23 protein-coding genes are annotated in these 20,624 nt (G+C 52.7%); 16 read left to right on the top strand and 7 right to left on the bottom strand.

What is annotated here, in order from left to right:
- Positions 1-173 precede the first annotated feature (173 nt).
- The 4 genes from rpsG to DCC81_RS10900 form a co-directional block, all read right to left on the bottom strand.
- Positions 174-641, bottom strand: coding sequence for a 30S ribosomal protein S7 (gene rpsG, locus DCC81_RS10915; protein ID WP_108686672.1), 468 nt, complete (start codon positions 639-641; stop codon positions 174-176).
- 24 nt (positions 642-665) lie between these two features.
- A complete protein-coding gene (gene rpsL / locus DCC81_RS10910) occupies positions 666-1,046 on the bottom strand; it encodes a 30S ribosomal protein S12 (protein ID WP_108686671.1) in 381 nt (126 codons plus the stop codon).
- Positions 1,047-1,169: 123 nt separating this feature from the next.
- Positions 1,170-1,475, bottom strand: coding sequence for a hypothetical protein (locus tag DCC81_RS10905; RefSeq protein ID WP_108686670.1), 306 nt, complete (start codon positions 1,473-1,475; stop codon positions 1,170-1,172).
- A 120-nt stretch (positions 1,476-1,595) separates the two neighbouring features.
- A complete protein-coding gene (locus DCC81_RS10900; protein ID WP_240612965.1) occupies positions 1,596-2,699 on the bottom strand; it encodes a branched-chain amino acid aminotransferase in 1,104 nt (367 codons plus the stop codon).
- Between the two features lie 187 nt (positions 2,700-2,886).
- Here DCC81_RS10900 and DCC81_RS10895 point away from each other — a divergent pair, with 187 nt between their 5' ends.
- The 4 genes from DCC81_RS10895 to DCC81_RS10880 are packed head-to-tail and all read left to right on the top strand — an operon-like array spanning position 2,887 to position 5,081.
- Positions 2,887-3,429, top strand: coding sequence for a hypothetical protein (locus DCC81_RS10895; protein WP_108686669.1), 543 nt, complete (start codon positions 2,887-2,889; stop codon positions 3,427-3,429).
- A 9-nt stretch (positions 3,430-3,438) separates the two neighbouring features.
- The gene (gene rdgB / locus DCC81_RS10890; protein WP_108686668.1) at positions 3,439-4,020 is read left to right on the top strand and encodes an RdgB/HAM1 family non-canonical purine NTP pyrophosphatase; all 582 of its coding nucleotides are present in this window, start codon (positions 3,439-3,441) and stop codon (positions 4,018-4,020) included.
- 35 nt (positions 4,021-4,055) lie between these two features.
- Positions 4,056-4,487 (top strand): thioesterase family protein, encoded by a 432-nt coding sequence (locus DCC81_RS10885; protein WP_108686667.1) that lies wholly within the window; start codon positions 4,056-4,058, stop codon positions 4,485-4,487.
- 9 nt (positions 4,488-4,496) lie between these two features.
- Positions 4,497-5,081, top strand: coding sequence for a nitroreductase family protein (locus DCC81_RS10880; RefSeq protein WP_108686666.1), 585 nt, complete (start codon positions 4,497-4,499; stop codon positions 5,079-5,081).
- Positions 5,082-5,222: 141 nt separating this feature from the next.
- Here DCC81_RS10880 and ygiD read toward each other — a convergent pair whose 3' ends face one another.
- On the bottom strand, positions 5,223-6,050 hold the full coding sequence (gene ygiD / locus DCC81_RS10875; RefSeq protein WP_108686665.1) for a 4,5-DOPA-extradiol-dioxygenase: 828 nt from the start codon (positions 6,048-6,050) through the stop codon (positions 5,223-5,225).
- 198 nt (positions 6,051-6,248) lie between these two features.
- Here ygiD and DCC81_RS10870 point away from each other — a divergent pair, with 198 nt between their 5' ends.
- The 9 genes from DCC81_RS10870 to DCC81_RS10830 all read left to right on the top strand — a co-directional run bounded on the left by DCC81_RS10870 (position 6,249) and on the right by DCC81_RS10830 (position 16,886).
- On the top strand, positions 6,249-6,941 hold the full coding sequence (locus tag DCC81_RS10870; protein WP_108686664.1) for an NUDIX hydrolase: 693 nt from the start codon (positions 6,249-6,251) through the stop codon (positions 6,939-6,941).
- Positions 6,942-7,034: 93 nt separating this feature from the next.
- The gene (locus DCC81_RS10865) at positions 7,035-7,931 is read left to right on the top strand and encodes an NUDIX domain-containing protein (RefSeq protein WP_108686663.1); all 897 of its coding nucleotides are present in this window, start codon (positions 7,035-7,037) and stop codon (positions 7,929-7,931) included.
- 3 nt (positions 7,932-7,934) lie between these two features.
- Entirely contained in the window at positions 7,935-9,362 is a 1,428-nt protein-coding gene (locus DCC81_RS10860; RefSeq protein ID WP_108686662.1) for a nicotinate phosphoribosyltransferase, read from the top strand.
- Positions 9,362-10,333, top strand: a complete 972-nt coding sequence (locus DCC81_RS10855; RefSeq protein WP_108686661.1) for a phosphotransferase enzyme family protein — start codon at positions 9,362-9,364, stop codon at positions 10,331-10,333. The genes DCC81_RS10860 and DCC81_RS10855 overlap by 1 nt, the downstream gene beginning before the upstream one ends.
- 24 nt (positions 10,334-10,357) lie before the next feature.
- Entirely contained in the window at positions 10,358-11,266 is a 909-nt protein-coding gene (locus DCC81_RS10850) for an adenylyltransferase/cytidyltransferase family protein (protein ID WP_165806545.1), read from the top strand.
- A 4-nt stretch (positions 11,267-11,270) separates the two neighbouring features.
- A complete protein-coding gene (asnB, locus tag DCC81_RS10845; protein WP_108686659.1) occupies positions 11,271-13,058 on the top strand; it encodes an asparagine synthase (glutamine-hydrolyzing) in 1,788 nt (595 codons plus the stop codon).
- On the top strand, positions 13,048-14,274 hold the full coding sequence (locus DCC81_RS10840; protein WP_108686658.1) for a glycosyltransferase: 1,227 nt from the start codon (positions 13,048-13,050) through the stop codon (positions 14,272-14,274). Before asnB ends, DCC81_RS10840 begins: the two co-directional genes overlap by 11 nt.
- Positions 14,271-15,158, top strand: coding sequence for a PIG-L deacetylase family protein (locus tag DCC81_RS10835; RefSeq protein WP_108686657.1), 888 nt, complete (start codon positions 14,271-14,273; stop codon positions 15,156-15,158). The genes DCC81_RS10840 and DCC81_RS10835 overlap by 4 nt, the downstream gene beginning before the upstream one ends.
- 3 nt (positions 15,159-15,161) lie before the next feature.
- Positions 15,162-16,886, top strand: a complete 1,725-nt coding sequence (locus DCC81_RS10830; RefSeq protein ID WP_108686656.1) for a chorismate transformation enzyme, FkbO/Hyg5 family — start codon at positions 15,162-15,164, stop codon at positions 16,884-16,886.
- Between the two features lie 59 nt (positions 16,887-16,945).
- On the opposite strand, the gene yiaA is transcribed toward DCC81_RS10830, so the two are convergent.
- Both yiaA and DCC81_RS10820 read right to left on the bottom strand, forming a co-directional pair.
- Entirely contained in the window at positions 16,946-17,377 is a 432-nt protein-coding gene (gene yiaA, locus DCC81_RS10825; protein ID WP_108686655.1) for an inner membrane protein YiaA, read from the bottom strand.
- Between the two features lie 80 nt (positions 17,378-17,457).
- Positions 17,458-18,324, bottom strand: a complete 867-nt coding sequence (locus DCC81_RS10820) for an AraC family transcriptional regulator (RefSeq protein ID WP_108686654.1) — start codon at positions 18,322-18,324, stop codon at positions 17,458-17,460.
- A gap of 111 nt (positions 18,325-18,435) precedes the next feature.
- Between DCC81_RS10820 and DCC81_RS10815 the strand changes: the two genes are divergently transcribed.
- The 3 genes from DCC81_RS10815 to DCC81_RS10805 all read left to right on the top strand — a co-directional run bounded on the left by DCC81_RS10815 (position 18,436) and on the right by DCC81_RS10805 (position 20,612).
- A complete protein-coding gene (locus DCC81_RS10815) occupies positions 18,436-19,377 on the top strand; it encodes an NADP-dependent oxidoreductase (RefSeq protein WP_108686653.1) in 942 nt (313 codons plus the stop codon).
- Positions 19,378-19,420: 43 nt separating this feature from the next.
- On the top strand, positions 19,421-19,960 hold the full coding sequence (locus DCC81_RS10810) for a carboxymuconolactone decarboxylase family protein (protein WP_108686652.1): 540 nt from the start codon (positions 19,421-19,423) through the stop codon (positions 19,958-19,960).
- Between the two features lie 64 nt (positions 19,961-20,024).
- A complete protein-coding gene (locus DCC81_RS10805; protein ID WP_108686651.1) occupies positions 20,025-20,612 on the top strand; it encodes a hypothetical protein in 588 nt (195 codons plus the stop codon).
- Positions 20,613-20,624 lie beyond the last annotated feature (12 nt).

The following is a 20,624-nucleotide window of genomic DNA, read 5'->3' as shown; positions in this document are numbered from 1 at the left end:
GAAAAGCGGGCGCGTGTGCGCCCGCTTTTTTTATGGAAGTAAGCGTTGCGTGAGGATGGGATGTTAGTCATTGCGGATTTATGGTTGCCCGCATCCCAAACAAAAAAGGCGAACAGTCCCGGAGTACCAGGACTGTTCGCCAAATATATTGAGTTTGCCCTTACGGGCTACAACTATACTCTGAAGTGAGAGAAAGCCTTGTTAGCTTCCGCCATACGGTGTGTATCTTCTTTCTTCTTGAAAGCGGCACCTTCACCCTTGCTTGCTGCTACGATCTCATTCGCCAGCTTTTCAGCCATGCTCTTACCATTTCTTTCAGTAGCATAACGGATCAGCCATTTCATGCTCAGGGAGATCTTTCTGTCGGGACGTACTTCCGCAGGGATCTGGAAGGTAGCACCACCGATACGGCGGCTTCTTACTTCTACAGCGGGTGTTACGTTTACCAGTGCTTTCTTCCACACTTCGTAACCGTTTTCACCAGTAATAGAGCTCACCTTGTCCACAGCATCGTAAAATATTTTATAAGCGATGCTCTTTTTTCCCTGTTCCATTACGTTATTTACAAACCGGGTAACCTGTTTGTCGTTGAACCGAGGATCCGGAGCCAGAGGCATCTTTTTCGCTGCTTGCTTTCTCATTTATTCGAAAAATTTGTAATCTTATTATTTTTTAACTTTTACTTTCTTGGTTCCGTATTTAGAACGGCTCTGCTTACGGTCTTTTACACCAGCAGTATCCAGAGAACCACGAACGATGTGATAACGCACACCTGGCAGGTCTTTTACACGACCACCGCGGATCAGCACGATGGAGTGCTCCTGCAGGTTGTGACCTTCACCGGGGATGTATGCGATCACCTCAACCTTGTTAGTCAAACGCACTTTCGCAACCTTACGCAAAGCGGAGTTCGGCTTTTTCGGGGTGGTAGTGTACACACGGGTACATACACCACGACGCTGCGGACAGCTATCTAAAGCTCTGGACTTAGATTTAGCCCGGATAATTTCTCTTCCTTTTCTTACTAATTGTTGTATAGTAGGCATTCTTAACCTAGTTTTTTATTCTGTCTGATTAAAGTGACATCCGATCCCCGAATAAGGATTTGGGAGGGCAAAGGTATAACTATCCTTGTGAATAACAAAATACTTTGTTGATAATTTGAAAATTTAATGTGCCCCATCGGGCTGCGCCTCCAGCAGGGCCAGGGTGATCTGCTCCCATTCCCGCTGTAAACTGGCCTCCGATACGGGTTTGCCCGCCCGCCGGTACCAATATGCCGCATTCCCCGGGTCTCCCTCTTTCCGGTGGAGATAGGCATGTACCCACGCCGCCGGAGCGCCGGGAATATCTGCCAGTCCGTGTGCCTGGTGCCAGTCTCCTTTGCGATCCCACCACAGTGATTGTAGCAGGGCTGGCAGGGATGCCGGCGGAACAGGCTGCTCCAGGGATTCGAGAAAAGCTGCGTAAGTCAATGTCTTACCTTTTTACCGGGAGGCAAATATAGGAAAATTTCCCTGAATGCCGCTACCAGTAAGCAAAAAGCCATCCTTTTGTCCCGGATGGCCTTCCACTGCTTTTATAATGCCTTGATATTAAATCTTATAGTTCCACCCACGGGTATCTTCAGCACGGCCGGTGCGGATGGCGTCCAGGCGTTTGATCACTTCCGCTCCTACGGCATATTTGGTGGTATCCAGGTGGATCTTGGTCTCCTTGTAATCCAGCTGCTCCACGTAGGCCACGCTGGAGGCAGTGCCGGTACCAAATACCTCGCGCAGGGTGCCTGCCTTATGGGCATCAATGATCTCATCGATGGAGATAGGGCGCTCTTCCACGGCCAGGCCCATGTCTGACAGCAGATCAATTACGCTGGCACGGGTTACGCCGGCCAGGATGGTGCCCTGTGACAGGTCCGGGGTAATGGCGGTGTTGCCAATGATGGCAAACACATTCATGGTGCCGCATTCCTGCAGGTATTTGTGCTCATAGCCATCTACCCAGAGGATCTGGTCGTAGCCCTGCTTGCGGGCTTGCATAGTGGGGTACATGGTGCCCCCGTAGTTGCCGGCCGCCTTGGCAAAGCCTACGCCGCCGGGGAAGGCACGTATATACTTATCCTGCACCAGCAGGTGGATGGGCTTATTGAAATAAGGACCGGAGGGTGAATTGATCACCGCAAATTTGTAGGTCTCAGACGGGCGCACGCCAATGAATTCATCTGCCGCGATCATGAAGGGACGCAGGTAAAGGGAGCAACCTTCGCCGGTGGGCACCCAGTCACGGTCAATATCGACCAGCTTTGCCAGGCCGCCAATGAACAACCACTCGGGGATGGCAGGCATGCCCATGCGCTCGGCAGAGGTCAGGAAACGGGCGTAGTTATCATACGGACGGAAGATCATGGGATTGCCCTGGGGATCTTTGTAGGCCTTGATGCCTTCAAAAATAGCCTGGCCGTAATGCCATGCGGCATTGGACGGGCTTACGGAAAAATTGCCGAAAGGCAGGATCTCCGCATTTTTCCATTCCTTGCCGTCAAAATCTGCTACCAGCATGTGGTCAGCATATTTTTTCCCGAAAACAAGGTGTTCAAAATCAACCTCTGCAAGCCGGCTGGCGGTGGTGCGGGTCACTTTGATCTTTTCGTTGGCCTCCTGCATTGCGGTGGATTTTGCCATTGGAGTATCTACCATCATGGTTAATCAGTTTTATCTCAATATTTTTACACTTTCGCCTGTAAACCGCAAATTGAAAATATTCAATAACCGGGCATTTAACCGGCCAGTATTTTTATATTTTAAAATTGTCGAGCAGTTTTTTATATAAACTTCTAGTGGAACCGGATTTGCAAATAAACAGCTTTTTTCCATAAAACCACCGGGCATGTCTTTAGAGCATCTACAATTTGATCCGTATTTCCTGGCCAGGATCTACCAGCACCAGGCAATCATCCCGGGCGAAAAGCCCGCTGCACCGGCTATTGGAGCCACAGCGCCCGCAACGCCAAAGGTAACGGAGGCGCCCGCTGCTGCCCTGCCGCCTGTTAAATTTCTAGGTGACAACCAGAAAAAAATTGTGCTCCTGATCAGCAATGCAAACGAAGTGTACCTGAATGATGCGCTCTTCCATCTCCTCACAAATATACTAAATGCCTGTAAGCTGGGCATGCAGGACGTGGCGCTGGTGAACCTCCACGCCTATCCGGGAGCAACGTTCACGGCGCTGCAGCAGGCCGTGCCTATGCAGTATTGTATCTTTTTTGGCGTAGACCCGGCCACGCTGGCGCTACAGGGCGTGGAACGCTACCAGGTGAGCCAGGCCGGCCACACCAGCCTGCTGTACAGCCACGACCTGGCCGTGATCGCGGAAGATAAAGTAATGAAAGGCCGCCTCTGGAATAGTTTGAAACAATTGCTCGGCATTTAAAATCACCGCATGCACACATTAGTATTTGCTACCAACAATAAAAATAAGGTAAAAGAGATCCGCGCCATGCTGGGCGATGCCTTTAACATCATAACCCTGGAAGAAGCAGGCATTGATATTGACATTCCCGAGCCCCACCATACCCTGGAGGAAAACGCCTCCGAAAAATCCCGTACTATTTTCAACATGACAGGACAGGATTGTTTTGGGGAAGATACCGGCCTGGAAGTGAAGGCGCTGAATGGTGCCCCCGGCGTGTTCTCTGCCCGTTATGCCGGTGAGCAGAAATCTTCAGCAGACAATATTCAAAAGGTGCTGCAGGAAATGCAGGGGCAAGCCAACCGGCAGGCACAATTCCGCACGGTGATCTCCCTCGTCTGGAAAGGAAAAGAATACCAGTTTGAAGGCGTATGCCCGGGCACCATCCTCCCTGAAGCCCAGGGTGGGGAAGGCTTTGGCTATGACCCTATTTTCCAGCCGGCAGGCGCAGACCGTTCTTTTGCCACCATGGCCATGGCGGAAAAGAACCAGTACAGCCACCGTGCAAAGGCTACTAAAAAATTAATTGACTGGCTGCAGGCCAATGCGTAAAATATGATACGCAAACATTCGTCTACACAACATTTATGGCAAGGATCAAACTTACCTTTCCCGAAAAGGTTTTATTTCATACCAGCATTCCTGTACGCATTACAGATGTGAATTACGGCGGTCATGTGGGCAATGATGCCATACTCTCCATGCTGCACGAGGTGAGGGTGCAATTCCTGCAACACCTGGGCTGCAAAGGAGAGCTGGATGTTTTTGGTACCGGCATCATCATGGCTGATGTAGCCATTATGTACCAGGCGGAGGGTTTTCACGGGGATGTATTCACCGTGGAAGTAGGCGCAGCAGATGTTACCGCCATGAGCTTTGACATCGTGTACCGCCTCAGCACCACCCGCAATGGCAAGACCTTCATCATTGCTACCGCCAAAACCGGCATTCTCTGTTTTGATTACAGCACCCGCAAAGTAGTGCGCATACCGGAAGCACTGCTGGAAAAACTACCATAAAAACAACGCATGGAAAAATCAACTACCCTGGAGCTACTCATTACGCAACGGCGCAGCGTAAAGCCGGCCAACATGAGCGGCCGCAAAATAGCAGACCACACCGTACAGCACCTGCTGGAACTGGCCGACTGGGCGCCCACCCATGGCTATACGGAGCCCTGGTACTTTGTTGTATACAGTGGTGACAAAGTAAAAGAATTCTGTGCCCAACACGCAGCGCTCTACAAGGCTAACACACCACCGGAAAAATTCTTGCAGGGCAACTATGATAAACTGTTACAGCATGGTGAGAAGGCATCTCACGTGATTGTAGCCTGCATGAAGCGGGGGGATAACCCGAAGATCCCGGAAATTGAAGAAGTGGAAGCCGTGGCCTGCGCCGTGCAAAACCTGCTGCTGGCTGCCACCGCTTACGACCTGGCCAGCTTCTGGAGCACAGGCGGTATGACCTACTCCCCTGCCCTGCACCAATACCTGGAGCTAGGGGAGGCGGACAAGGTGCTGGGCCTTCTCTACCTGGGCTATCCGGGGGAGGAATTGCCCGCAGGGCGCCGCATCAAGCCCCTCACCGAGAAGGTGAAGTGGGTGAAATAACGCGGTCCTATCGCCTATAGATAACCGGCGTATACTCAGCGATCGTCCGATGGGACGATCGTGGTAGTTCCATACCGGCACTAAAAAAGGCCGTCCGCTTTTATGTGCGACAGCCTTTTCTTATTTATTGGCAAGCGTGTACTATCCTATTTTCACGGAGGTCATGGTGAGGGAGCCTCCCACGGCCTTGTCATTGAAGAGACTTATTTCCTCACCGGATTGCTGCAGGCCCAGCGTATAAAGCAGGGGCAGGTAATGCTCTGGTGTAGGAATGGCCAGTTGTGCGGCACGGCCCAGCTGGTCGTACCGGATCAGCGACTGGTGGTCACCGGTCTGGATGAGGTGTTTGAACTGATCATTGATCTCCAGTGCCCAGTCATAGCCGCCTCCATTGATCATCTCCCATGCTACCATGCGCAGGTTGTGCACCATGTTACCACTGCCCATGATCAACACACCTTTGCGGCGCAATGCCATCAGCTCCCGGGCCAGTTCATAATGGTATTGGGGTGGTTTGGTATAGTCAATGCTGAGTTGCAGCACAGGGATCTTCGCGTCCGGGTACATCTGGCGCACCACCGTCCAGGCGCCATGGTCCAGGCCCCAGTCGTGGTCTTCCTCCACGTGTACCGACCGGATGATCTTTGCCGTTTCTTTGGCCAGGTCGGGGCTGCCGGGTGCGGGGTACTGCACGGCAAACAGCTCCGGTGGGAAGCCGCCAAAATCGTGGATAGTAGGCGGAAGGTCCATGGCCGTAATGCGGGTGCCCCGGCTCAGCCAGTGGGCAGACACTACCAGTACCGCGCTGGGCGTGGGCATCTCTTTAGCGATGCGGGCCCATTCGCGGGTAAATTCATTAGTCTCTATCCCGTTCATGGGCGAGCCGTGGCCCATGAAGAGTACCGGCATCAGCGGCCCCTGTTCGGGCAGGCTGTTGGTAAACCGGTTAAAATCATTGAGTGTGTTCATTATAAAAGAACTCCTTTTCTGTAATTTATTTAATTACAGTACAAAGGTACGGTTTTTCCACACAAAAGCAACATGGCTATCCCCGGGGAAACCGCCTTCTAAACACATTAAGAAAAATCAAAATTCAATATATCTTAGGTAAAGGGATGATGTGCGGTAAATATTGTATTATTACGGCCGTTCACCCTTAAAAAGCATATGGTTAAAAAGACTCCAGGCATCAGTGTTGCCGTAGATGCGGTGGTATTTGGCTACGCGAAGAGTGAGGGCGTGTCTGTACTGCTGATCCGCAGGAAATATCCTCCTTTTAAAGATGAATGGGCCATCCCCGGCGGGTTTGTAGGGGAAGATGAATCGCTGGAAACGGCGGTGAAACGGGAGCTGCGGGAAGAAACCGGCATAGAGGTGAAATACCTGGAACAGCTTTACACCTTTGGTGCCCCGGAGCGCGACCCGCGCCAGCGTATTATCTCCGTAGCTTATTTTGCGCTGGTAAAGACCTCCCGGTTTATGGCGCTGAAAGCGGATACCGATGCCAGTGTAGCGCAGTGGTTCAATATCAACGAACTGCCGGCGCTGGCTTTTGATCATAAGAACATCCTGGAAAAAGCCATCCAGCGGGTGCAGGCCAAGCTGCGTTATGAGCCCATTGGCTTTGAACTGCTGGATAAAAAATTCCCCTTCTCCGACCTGGAAAGCCTGTATGCCGCGCTGCTGGGACGGGACATAGACCGGCGCAACTTTAAGAAGAAAATACTTTCCCTGGAAATACTGGACGAGCTGGACGAGTATGCAAAGAACGAAGGCGCCGGCCGGCCGGGCAAAATGTTCTCCTTCAATAAGCAGCGCTATACCCAGTTGCAGAAGGAAGGCATCCTGTTCGAGATCTGATTTGTCATTGTTGAAAATAAATGCGTAAAATTAACACATATTATTTGGCAATGCCGGAAATATGTGATTATATTTGTGTAGAAATAACACAAAATGAAAAGCACAGGAGTTATCATCGCCAGGTTCCAGACGCCTTATCTGCACGAAGGGCACCATCATCTTATCCGCCATGTAACGGGGCTGCACCACCGCACGGTGCTGGTACTGGGCACGGCCCCGGTAAGGTCCAGCAAGCATAATCCTTTTGATTTTTATACCCGCGAAGCCATGATCAAGGCAGACTACCCCGCCATACCGGTGCTGCCCCTGCGTGACTATACCGATGATAAGGTATGGTCTGAACAGCTGGATGCTTTGCTGACCAATACCTTTCCTGGCGAAAAATTCATTTTGTACGGTAGCCGCGACAGTTTTGCAAAAGCCTACAGCGGCAAGCTGGCAACAGCTACCCTGCCTGCTTTTGGCGAGTTCAGCGCCACCAGCGTGCGGGAAACCCATAGTGACCAGCCACTCACCACGCGCGACTTCCGCCTGGGCATCAACTATGCTATTTATAACCGCTACGATATTGTGTATCCTACCGTGGATATAGCACTGCTCAATGCCGGCCATACGCAATTGCTCCTCGGCAAGAAACCAAATGAAGCTACCTGGCGGCTGCCCGGCGGCTTTGCCGACCCCACGGATGAGAGCTATGAAGCCGCCGCCGCACGGGAGCTGCAGGAAGAATGCGGTGCCCTGGAAACCACGCCCATGCAGTACCTTGGCTCTGTGAAAATAGATGACTGGCGCTACCGCGGTGAAACAGACAAAATACTCAGCCTGCTCTTTACCGCTACGTTGCTGAGTGGTACACCACAAGCAAACGATGATCTCGAAGCCCTGCAATGGTTCGATACCAGTGCCCTGCCCATTATGCTGGAAAAAGAAATTATCAATGCCGCCCACCTCCCCTTTATTAATAAGATCCTCGCACATTTAAACGCGTAAACCATGTACACCGATAACATCATCCTGATGGCGGATGCTTACAAATACTCCCATCACAAACTGTACTATCCCGGCACAAATAAAATATATTCTTACCTGGAAAGCCGTGGTGGCCTGTTTGGCGAGACCGCTTTCTTCGGATTGCAATACATCATCAAAAAATACTTCACCGGTGCGGTGGTCAACAAAGAGGCTATAGACCAGGCAGAAGCCCTGCTCAATGGCGTCTTTGGGCGCAATGACGTGTTTGACCGCCGCAAGTTTGATTACATCCTGGAAAAGCATGGAGGCTACCTGCCGGTGTGCATTAAAGCGGTAAAGGAAGGCAGCATTATTCCCGTACGCAATGTGCTCATGACCATTGAGAACACAGATCCCGAATGCTACTGGCTGACCAACTTCCTGGAAACCATCCTGATGCAGACCTGGTATCCCAGTTCCGTGGCCACCCTCTCCTTCCACATCCGCCAGATCGTGGAGAATTACTACGCGGAAACCGCCAGTGCAACGGCTTTGGGCGGAACACCGTTTGTACTCAACGACTTTGGCTTCCGGGGCACCAGCTCCGGGGAGAGTGCCGGCATAGGCGGTATGTCCCACCTGCTGAACTTTAAAGGCAGTGATACCGTGATAGCAGCCGTGTATGCGCAAAAATTTTATGGCGCAAGTTCCGTGATGGCGGCTTCCGTGCCCGCTACGGAGCACTCCATCATGACGCTGCTGGGCGAAGAAGGTGAGCTGGAAGTGATGCAGAATATCCTGAAGGCCTATCCCACCGGCATTATATCCGTGGTGTCTGACTCCTATGATATTTTCCGCGCTGCCGCGGAATACTGGGGCGGTGCAATGAAGGAAGACATCCTGCAGCGCCAGGGCACCCTGGTGATACGGCCCGACAGCGGAGACCCGGTGCAAACCCTGCTGCATTTGTTTGGCATCCTCATGGAAAAATTTGGCTGCACCATCAATGAAAAAGGCTACAAAGTACTACCGCCGCAGGTGCGCGTGATCCAGGGCGATGGCATTAATATAGACAGCATCCGCAGCATTTATAAAGCATTGAAAGATGCGGGCATCTCTGCGGAGAACCTGGTACTGGGCATGGGCGGCGCCCTGCTGCAGCGCCTGGACCGCGACTCCCAGCAGTTTGCCATCAAGTGCTCTTACGCAGAGATCAATGGGCAACCTGTGAATGTGCAGAAGCACCCGGTGGAAATGAATGACGCGGGAAAGATGGTGCAATCCTTCAAGACCTCTAAATCCGGCCGCCAGCAATTGGTCCTTACACCGGAGGGTTACCGGACCATCCCTGAAACAGAATCCAGCCCTTACGCTAATGAGCTGGAAACCGTGTTTGAAAACGGCATCCTGCTGCGCGATGAAAAGTTTGAAAGTGTACAGGAAAGGATCAACGCCCATCTGAAAAGATAATGGATAACGTATTCGCATATACGGAATTGCTACCCGCACATTTTGGCATACGGCCACTGTCTGTAACCGCCCTGGGAGGCTATTCTAACCGGAATGCCCTGGTACAGGCTGCGAACGGTGCATACGTGGCCAGGCTGGCCCGGCACAACCGGCGGGCAGATAGTGTGCGCGCGGAAGAGCATGTGCTGCAATCACTGGAAGCGCAGGGTTACCGGCATGCGCCCCGGCTGGTAAAGCACCCCGGCCCTCCGTTGCAATGGCAGCACCGGTTTGTGCATGTTTTTTACCTGCAACCGGGCAACATTCCCTGCAAGTGGTGGCAACACTGCAGCAGTGAACAGCTAGCCTTGCTTTTTAAAGAACTGGCGGGCCTCCACCAGGCCATGTATGATATCCTTTCTGTGCATGATACCCACCAGGGCGTGTACCAGTGGTACCGCATGCCTGCCCAACCGCCCGCAGTGCTGGAACAAACCAAAGCCGGGCGTTATGTACTGAAGCATTGGGAGCGTTTCTGCGAGGCTGCCTACAAGCTGCAGCAGGCCGTGGCACTGCAATTCCCCTGGGATGCTGCCCGCTACCAGTGGATCCATGGAGATATACAACTGGAAAATGTTTTGTTTGACAAAGAAGTGCTGACGGCCTTCCTGGATTTTGAAATGGTGAAATGGGATGCCTGTGAGAAAGACGTGATCTTCTCCGCATTCCGGGTGTGTAAGGAAGGGCCCGAAGATGGTACATTCCGCTACGACGCCAACCGCCTGCGTAGCGCCATTGCCCACTACCGCCAGGCGGAAACCCGCCTGCACAGTGGCTTCTTTGACCTGTATGAAGCTTTGTGGAAGCCATTCTTTTGCCTGGACCAGGCATTGGTATACCTCCACAATGCGTTTGATCAGGTGTGGGTATTGGATGATAACATTGGGTTTATGCCCTGCTTTGATGAAGTGCTGCACTATTATGAATGGTGAGCTTCACACTTAAATGCCATGTGTATGAGAGCCTTGCTTGCCCTGGACTGGCGCCATTTTACAGATGCGCAACTGCAGGAAATACTGCGGCTGGAACAGGAATATGATGAGCTTATCTTTGTGATCAGCCGGCCGGAAGGCCTGCTGGAAGGGCATTCCCCCATGCTTTGCTCGCAACTGATGCCGGCATTACAAGCCACGCTGGGGCAGCATTTGCAAAAGCCATTCTGCCTGCTGCCCATTCCCGGCAAGGGGCTTCCGGATCATTACCACTGGTTGCGCTGGCGTATACTTTGTCCTGCCTTTGTCCATGCTTTTACCAGTAATGCGGCAGAAAGGGAGGCGATGGAACTTACATTACGTGTGCCCGTTACCGTTATACCATCTGGCGGCGCCCCGGTGATCATGCCGGCATTGGCCCCGGTGAAGCGCGGCATTTTCATTACCCGGGCACAACCCTTCCACAACGGGCACGCGGCTTACCTGGAGCAGATGAAAGCAGAAGTAGACGAGGCCATCGTCATAGTGGGCGTGGCTAATCAGTCGCACACAGCAAAAGACTTTGCCACGGCAGGTGAACGGCTGGAGATGATAAAGCCTTACCTGGATCAGTGCTGGCCGGGGCGCCACTACCTTGCAGCCCTGCCCTACAGCGGTTTTTCTTTGGAGAATTTTTATGAGCTGGAATATGTATTGCCGGCTTTCCATATCGTCTACACCATCAACACCAGTACCATTACGTATGCACACACAGCCGGTTACCCTGTAAAAAACCTGAACACATCCATGGAGGTGAGCGGCACCCGGGTGCGCGCCTGCATGGTGCAAGACCAACCCTATGACCACCTGGTGCCGGAAAGCGTGCACCGGTACCTTACATACACCAACCTGGCCACCCGGCTGAAACAATTACTGGAAAAGGAAAACCGTTAAACGTATGTGCGGAATTGGAGGCATCCTGTTTTCTGCAGACACCGGCCCGGTGTTGCGGAAAAAAATTGAAACCATCAGCAAGGCCCAGCGCCACCGCGGGCCGGATGATGAAAGAACACTGGTGCTGGGGCAACATGCCCTGTGCCACCAGCGCCTGTCCCTGCTGGATGCAGCCGGCGGTGCGCAACCTTTTACTGATCCAAGTGGACGCTATCACATTGTGTACAACGGCGAGATCTACAACCACGCCACCCTGCGGGAAGTGCTGCGGCCCCACTACGACTTTCACACCCGCTGCGACACGGAAGTGGTGCTGGCCGCCTACATGGTATGGGGAGAGGCCTGCCTGGATCGCTTTAACGGCATGTTCTCCTTCCTGATCTGGGACCAGCAAAACCAACAGGCATTTGCCGCCCGCGATCCCTTGGGTGTGAAGCCCTTGGCCTACCTGGTGCGGCAGGATACTTTCTATTTCGCATCGGAAGTAAAAGCGCTGCTCCGCGTGCTGGACCAGGCGCCCCTGCCGGATACCAGTCGCCTGGCGGAATTTGTTATCGCGCCTTCCCTGAGTGGCAACGGGGTTAACACCATTTTCCAGGACATCCGTTACCTGGAACCGGGCACCCTGCTGCGTTTTGGGCAGGATGGGCTGCGGCTCAAGACCTGGTACCAGTTTAACTGGCAGACCTCTAACAGGGATGAATATACGCTGATCAGCGAGATAGACGATGCCCTGCAACAAAGCGTACGCCTGTCCATCCGGGCAGATGTGCCGGTAGGCGCTTTCCTGAGTGGCGGGCTGGATTCCTCGCTGCTGGCCACTTTGGCAGCACAGCATAGCACACAGGCTATTGAGGCATTTACCGTGGCTTTTGAAAACCACGACCAGATCAACTTTGATCCCGGCACCATTGTAAATTCTGACGACCTGCCTTTTGCCAAACAGGTGGCCAGGCAGGTCAAGGCCGGTTTTCACCAGGTGACCATTCAACATCCTTCACTGGAAAACAGCCTGCGGGAACTGGCCCGGATCAATGAGCGCATACCCGTATGGGAGCAGGAATTTTCACAACACCATCTCTCGCGCGCAGCCAGCCGCCACGTGAAGGCGGTGCTGGTGGGCGATGCAGCGGATGAAACCAACTACGGCTATTACTTTTTACTGAATAACCAGGTAAATCACAGCCCCCTGGGATTGATGAATTTATTTGGTGCAGAGAAACGGGCCACCATGCTCTCGCCTAAGCTGCGGCGGGAACTGGACCCGCTGCAACAACTGGATGCAGAATACCGGCAGCTGGTGTGCAAGGCCGGGGTACAGTTTGGCCGCTGCGAAACTGAAAACATCCTGGCCATGAGCGTGCTGGTAAACCGGCGCTGGCTGGCCCGCCTGCTACACAACGGGGATATCCATACCATGCACTTTGGGCTGGAGGCGCGCGTACCGTTTGCCAACCGGAACATGCTGTACGCGGTATCACAGGTAGGGCCTGCACTGGGCTTTAAAATGGGCGTGGAAAAGTACATGCTGCGCCAGGTGGCCCTGCGCCATATGCCGGCCACGCTGGCCCTGCGCAAAAAATCATCCCTGCCCCGCGATCCCAGGCTGGGCGCGGCTTACCAGGCCATCCTGCAGCAGCTCCTGGCGGGAAAGCATGATTTCATTGATACTTACCTGGACCGCAAAGCCCTGGAAACACTGAGCAGGCAACCGACCATACCGGAAGCAGACCGCCTGCTGCTTTTTAACATGATCTCTTTAATTCAATGGGCCAGTCACTATGTGCAATAAGAAAATACTCATTGTCACCATCCCGGAAAAAGGGCATATCAATCCCATGATCGGGGTAGCCCAGCACCTGCAGCAAATGGGTTATCACCTGGGCTTTTTCTCCCAGGTGGACCTTACGCCCCAGCTGCGCAAAGCAGGCCTGGAAGGCCCTGTATTCTTTGACCCGGAGCCGGTGAATATAGATCCGCAGTTCATCACCAAAGGAGCCGACTTTGTACAAAAACTAGCGGATAAATCCTGGCTGCGCCAGTGGATAAAAACGCTATTGATAAACGCTGTGCCCCACCAGGTGCAGCTACTGGAGAAAGTAGTGCAGGAATTTGCCCCGGACCTTATTGTTACAGATCCGATGGTATACGCCGGGGCGCTGGTAGCGCATGCACACAACCTCCCATGGGTGGGCATTTCGTCCTCTTTAAACCCTGTCACACCAGCCGCATGGCAATGTGAACTTACGCACACGCTGCACGCATTTGCGCCGCTGCGCAATGCCCTATTTGAAGCACGGGGATTGCAGCCCCGCTTCAAAGTAAGCGATGCTATTTCACCCTGGCTTAACATCGTTTTCTGCACAGAAACCTATATGCCACGGGAGATTTGCGGCAATGATTTTTCTTACTATGCAGGGCATAGCCTCCCGTTGCAGGCCCGGGGCGATGAAACGGAGTTTCCCTTTCACCTGCTGGACACAAGTAAACGGAAAGTGTATATGTCCATGGGCAGCCAGGTCTACCATCATCCCCACCTGTTTGAGACTGTAGCCCTGGCATTGAAGGATGAAAATGTGCAGCTGATCTTTGCCATCAATGAATTGCTGCACACACCGTTTGCGGCCACACTGCCGGAAAATGTGATAGCCGTGGGATATGCGCCCCAGCTGCAGTTGCTGCCCCACATAGACCTGATGATCTCCCACGGGGGTGCAAACTCCGTGATGGAGGCGCTTACCCACGGCGTGCCATTGGCCCTGCTGCCTGTGTGCAATGACCAGTTCCTGCAGGCGCAGTTTGTAACGAGGGCCGGAGCCGGCATTGTGCTGGACACTCCGCATCCATCCCCAGCACGCTTTAAGGCAATGCTGATGCCTTTACTGGCGGGTGATGCACCGGAGCGCGTACAGGCGCAGCAGGTTGCGGCATCCTTCCGTGCAAAGCCAGGCCCCGCGGGCGCTGCGGCAGAAATTGTAAACATTATTCATCAAGCAATACCGGCATGAGTACTTACCTCGTTTTCTCTCCCCACCTGGATGATGCCGTGCTAAGTTGTGGCGCGCAGATAGCGGTGTGGACAGAACTTGGCCACCATGTAGTAATAGCCACCGTATTCAGCGAGGGAAATGAAGCCCATAGCACGCAGTACGCCCGCCGCCGTGCAGATGATGAAAATGCGGTGCGTGCACTGAATGCCGTACCGGTGCATCTTGGCTTTACAGACGCTCCCTTCCGCAACGCGCATTACCATAATTTCAGCACCCTGCTGCTACATGAAACGCTGCCGCCGGATAGCCTGGAAACCGCCGCTGCCGTTGGTTTGCGCATGCATGCATTGGCACAGGAGGTACAGGCGGATGCACTTTATTTTCCACTGGCAGCAGGCGGTCATGTAGATCACCTGGTAGTTTTTGAGGCGTCAAAACGTTGCTGGGCGGACAGTATACCTGTAAATTATTACCAGGACCTGCCTTATGCCCTGGTGCCTGGCTGGGCAGCCATGCGCTGGCAGCAACATGGAGCCAGCATGGAATATGCACTGAAAATGGACATGCACCCTACCCGCCTGCAGGATCTTTCACTGGCCTTTCTAAAAAATTACATGGAGGACGATGCAGACCTCCAGGCGAGTGAAACACAGCACGCCGCACAGGTCAGCAAATTATCGCTGGCCGCCGCCGGAGCACTGACCTGGAAAATCTCACACCATACCTTTAACCGCCGCCGGGTATGCGTAGCCACGACCTACCTCCAGCAAAAGATAAACGCCATCCGTTATTATGCTACGGAATGGCCTGTTTTATTTGGCCCTGCGGAACAGGATATTGAAAATACCCTGCGGACTAACGTTAACGATTATACGGAAATCTATTGGACCTTAAACCGATGAACCATGCGCTTTGTAACAAATGCAACCCAAATTGCACAGCAGGATAATGCCACCCTTTTGAAGCAAACCGTCATCAACGGTACGCTGGTAGACGCATGGTTTGCGGAACAGGATGAGCATGCGGTAGCAGAAACTTACGGCAACATACGCCTGCAGCGTGCATCTAACGGGGTATTTGGGCGCCTGGAGCTTTCATTGGAGCAGGGCATTTCCCACGCAGCATACGAGGCTTACCGTGAGCTGCTGCATACTTTGCAGTTGTTCCCCGGGTATACGTTGCTCCGTTGCTGGAACTATGTGCCGGATATTACGCGGGTGTACCAGGCATTTAACGCGGGCCGTTACCAGGCATTTGAAAATTTTTACGGGACGGCATGGCGGGAGCATCCAGCACCAGCTGCCAGCGCAGTGGGGACTGATGGCAATACCTTGCAGGTAGAATTCATGGCAGTGCAAACGCCCCTGGCATTCATTGAAAATAAAGACCAGGTACCGGCCTACCAATATTCCGAGCAATACGGCAAACTGCCCCCGTACTTCAGCCGGGGCGCTATCTTTCAAAACAAAGGGCAACGCCTGCTGCTCTCTTCCGGCACAGCCAGCATTGTAGGAGAGCACTCCGTACACCCGGGCGACATCTACGAACAACTGGCCCGCTCCATCCTGAACCTGCGTATCCTGGCAGGGCAGTTTAACCTCAAGCAATACAACATCCATTATGGTTTTGCACTGGAAGACATTGTGCTGATGCGCGTGTATTACAAGCATGCGGCAGACCGGCCCTTCCTGGAACGTTACCTGCCCAAGGTGCTGGCACCAGGCTGCCAGCTTGCATTCCAGCAGGCAGACATTTGCCGGGAAGAACTGCTGGTGGAGCTGGAAGCCGTATTTGTAAAGAAAGGCGAAACGGAACAAGGTACACTACCCAAGTATTTTATGAAAGGGGATCGCATCAAAACGGAATCATTTGAGATCCACGTGGCGGAGCACTGTAACCTGCGCTGCCGCGATTGTTGCAATATCTCTCCTTTCAATGCCAAACATTTTATGAGCCTGGCAGATGTACGGGCAAGCTGTGATTTTGTAAAGGAAAACCTCCTGCCGGATGTATTCAAGATCGCCGGCGGTGAACCTACCTTGCACCCGGAGCTGGACAAGATCCTGCAAACCATCCGGCAGGCAAACCTGGGCTGTGCGGTGCGGGTGATCACTAACGGGCTGCTGCTGCACCGCATGACGGACCTGTTCTGGGAAAACGTGGGCCAGCTTACCATCTCCCACTACATCAGCGCGCCCATGAAACCACATATCCTGGAAGAAGTGAAAGCAAAAGCAAAAACGTACGAAGTGGTGCTGAACATTAAATACGTGGAGCAATTCAACGAGATCTTCGTGGAAGAGAAGATCACAGACCCTGCGCGCATACAGCACATTTACGATGATTGCTGGATGCGGCACCGCTGCCTCATTACCCGCAATGGCTATTTCTATAAATGTACACGTGCGGCTTACATGAATGAAACCCTTGCCATTAAAGGCATTCCAGCTACGGTTAATTATACGGAAGCAGATGGCATTGCCGTGGATGATCCGCAATTCAAAACAAAGGCCCTCGCCTACCTGAACGAAACTGCGCCCCTGCACGCATGTGAATATTGCCTGGGGGTATCCGGGAACCTTCGGGAAAATATGCAATTGAAGAAGGCAGATATTCCCGTACGGCCATAAAAAAGTCCCATGCGAATGGCGGTTGCATGAGACTTTACGGTAATCCAAAACTACTTTGATCAGGCGTCCACCTCTATCGGAATGCGTTGCTGTTCGGGCTTTTTAGCGGCCTGGGCATCGCGGGTGTTCTTCTGCACCGTAATAGCGCCAAACACACTAAGCAGGAATGCAAAAGCATAGAAGCCTTTTTCACTGGGCAACAGTGTAGCATTCCACAGCCCCACGGTGAGGAGCACAATGGTAAGCAGGATAGAGAACCAGCTCAGCCCATAATAAATGTCGGTTACAGGAATGCCTTCCAGGCGGTCGCGCACACATTTCTGCACAGACACTGCTGCAAAGAGGCCATACATTAACACCGTGAAATAATAACCTTTCTCATTGAGTTGCATGCCGGTGGCGTTCCAGAGGCCAACAATAAAACCTGAAATTCCAAGTAGCAGGGCAATCCAGGATGCCGCTACAAATGCATTTGAAGGCTTTTGGGTCATAAAGGGATAGCGTTGTTTACGGAAAGATAGTAAGCCTAATTTAAAGGTTTTGTTAAAACCAGGCTGTGCGTTGTGACGCATTAAACCGCCACGCGCCGCCTGGACTTCCGGTAAGCGGTGGGGCTCATACCCTGGTACTTTTTGAAAATGCGGTTCAGGTGACTTTCATCTGCAAAATTAAGTTCCATGGCAATTTCATTGATGCGCATATCACTGTGCAACAGGCGCTTTTCCACCAGCTTCAGTTTGTAGGTGGTGATGTATTGCTGCAGGGTTTCTGCTGTATGCTTCTTAAAATACTTGCCCAGGTAATTTACAGAAATGCCGAAATGCCCTGCTATCACAGGTGCGCGCAGCATTTCCGGCTCATAGATATTTGTATGGATATACTGCAGGATGTCCTGTGTTTTTTCCGCTGAAACGGCGTCCACTTTCTGGGGCAGGGTGCGGGCTATGTTGCGCACCACGATCCAGAGTACCGTGTTTACAAACTGCTCAATGATCTCCTGGCTATAAAGCTCCCGGTTTGACAGTTCCCGTGCCATGGCCTCCAGCAAGGGCCTCATCAGCAGCTTATCATCCTGTTTCCACAGAATGCAGCCTGGCTGGTGGTTGGCACTCTGCAGGATAAACTCCAGGCGCTGGTTGAAAGCACGGTGGCGCTGGCGGTCTGCCTTCAGGCTGCCGGAAGCAATGTAGGCATCATTAAACCGCATGAAGAAAAAGCGCGTGGCCGTTTGCACTTTAAACGCGTGGCAATCTTCCGGGGTAATGAGGAACATATGGTTAGGAAAATAGGAAAACTCATGGTTGTTGATACACTGGATGCCCGTGCCTTCCAGCACATACACCAGCTCAAAGAAGCTGTGCACGTGGCCCGGTGCGGGGCCTTCTTCCAGGGTTTTTACTTCTATTTCATAGGGCTGGTACAGATTTTCCTTTTGCATATGCCTTTATTTAAGCCGGTAAAATTGACCAAAAAATACCTGTTTTTGGCAATATAGTTCAGCTCTTTCTTTGAATATCTGTACAATTTTACACCATAAAAGGCAACCATCATGAAAGCAATTACCCTGGAACAACCTGGCGGTGTAGAAAATCTTCAATACACAGACCTTCCCATCCCGGCCCTGCAGCCGGGGGAAGTATTGATAAAAACCAAATCCCTGAGCATTAACCCTGTAGACGTAAAATCCCGCGCAGGCAAGGGTTTATACGGCCGTTTTAAAGACTTTAAGCCTCTCATCCTGGGTTGGGATATTTCCGGTGAGGTGGCAGCCGTGAGCCCGGATGTAAAAGATATTAAACCGGGCGATGCAGTGTTTGGTATGGTGAACTTTCCCGGTCATGGGCAGGCTTACGCAGCCTATGTAGCTGCACCTGCCGCCCACCTGGCCCTGAAGCCGGACAACATCCCGTATGAAGATGCCGCAGCCGCGACCCTGGCTGCGCTCACTGCTTACCAATTCCTGTATCATGAATACAACATTGTTCCCGGCCAGCGGGTACTGATCCATGCTGCGGCCGGCGGTGTAGGCCACTATGCGGTGCAACTGGCCAGGCTGGCCGGCGCCTACGTAATAGGTACTGCCTCCGCGCAAAACGCGGACTTTGTGAAAGCGCTGGGTGCGGATGAGGTGATCGACTATAAGGCGCACCGTTTTGAAGACGTGGTAAGTGAGGTGGATTTTGTGCTGGATGCCATTGGCGGGGAGAATATTGACCGTTCATTAAAGGTGATCAAAAAAGGCGGGACCATCATCAGCATTCCCTCCGGGCTTAATGCGGACGTGGTAGAAAAAGCCCGGGCACTGGGCATCCATGGTGCATTTCACCTGGTGGCATCCAGCGGTAAGGATATGCAGGCCATCGCAGCATTATTGGCCGAAGGCAAACTGAAATCCAACGTGTCAGAAGTATTTACTTTTGACCAGATGCGGGAAGCCCACCTGGCATTGGAAAGAGGGGTGAAGCGGGGCAAGATCGTGATCAATGTGTAAGTGGTAAATATGTTACATTCACTTTACAAAACCCAACACAGCGATGAAAGCATTTCCCGTTCCCACCCGTGAGCAGGTCAATGAAAAAGCACAGGCGCACTTTGACCAATACACAAAACTGATAGGGCGCATGCCCAATCTCTATGCCGCCATTGGTTACTCCGGCAATGAGCTGGATGCTTACCTGGCATTTGTGCAAGCCCAGGCCAGGGGCTCATTTCACGGCAAGGAGCGCGAGGCGGTGTACCTCATCGTGTCTGAACTGAACGGCTGTGAATACTGCCTGGCATCGCACACCCAGTCTGCCATAAAAATGGGATGGAAGCTGGAAGAAACCGTTCAACTACGTGCAGGCCTGTACGAAAATGGACACTGGCCGGTGCTCTATAAAGTGATCAAGTCCATTATTGACAACCGGGGCAGCGTGGCAGACGAACTACTGGAAGCCTTTACAGCAACGGGCTACAGCCCGGCAGCGCTGGTAGACCTACTGGGATTGGTGAGTGTAATGAGCTTTACCAATTATGCATACCGCCTGTTGCGGGTGCCGGTAGATTTTCCGCCGGCTCCCCCACTGCCTTAAAGAAAAATAACTTTCAATCTTGTACCGCCGCCCAGTGCGGTACAAGATTTGCGGCAAATGGCGGATGCGATACCTTTTCCAACTTTCCCTCCTGGCCTTTCTGCTTACGGCAAAGGCACACGCGCAGCATGGCGATCAACCTACTTATGCCGCGCAACTGGCGCATGACAAAGTGTACATGCATAGTGGCAACACCTTGGTAGCCACACCGGCCTGGCCTGGTCTTACACAAGCCAAAGCCATGAAGATGCTGCAATCCGTGACACCCCGGTTTAAACTGGATCCAAAAGAATACAGCCGGAAAATCAGCGCCAGCGGCACACTTACACTGATCGTATGGACCACGAAGAACAAGGACCTGCCCGTGTCTGAGATCCTGGAAGTGCACAACCAACCGCCCAATCCAACCAATGCAACGCCCGCAGCCGCGCAACTGCACTACGTTTACTACGAGGTACATGCGCGCAAAGCCCCGCTGGTCTTCAGCTACAGCACTGAAAACACACAAGGCATGCTGGGCTTCCAGTGGGATCAGTATGATGTGACCGTGCGCCGCAAAACACAACTGCTCAACGTGGCTGCCACTGCCACCCGTGCCATAGCTGATTGCAAGGCGCTGGCAAAAAAATACCTGGAAACAGCCCACCCCTAAATAACAAACCCA

It is taken from the genome of Chitinophaga parva (assembly GCF_003071345.1).
Taxonomy (GTDB): Bacteria; Bacteroidota; Bacteroidia; order Chitinophagales; family Chitinophagaceae; genus Chitinophaga; species Chitinophaga parva.
This window is presented reverse-complemented; position numbering and strand designations above follow the sequence as displayed.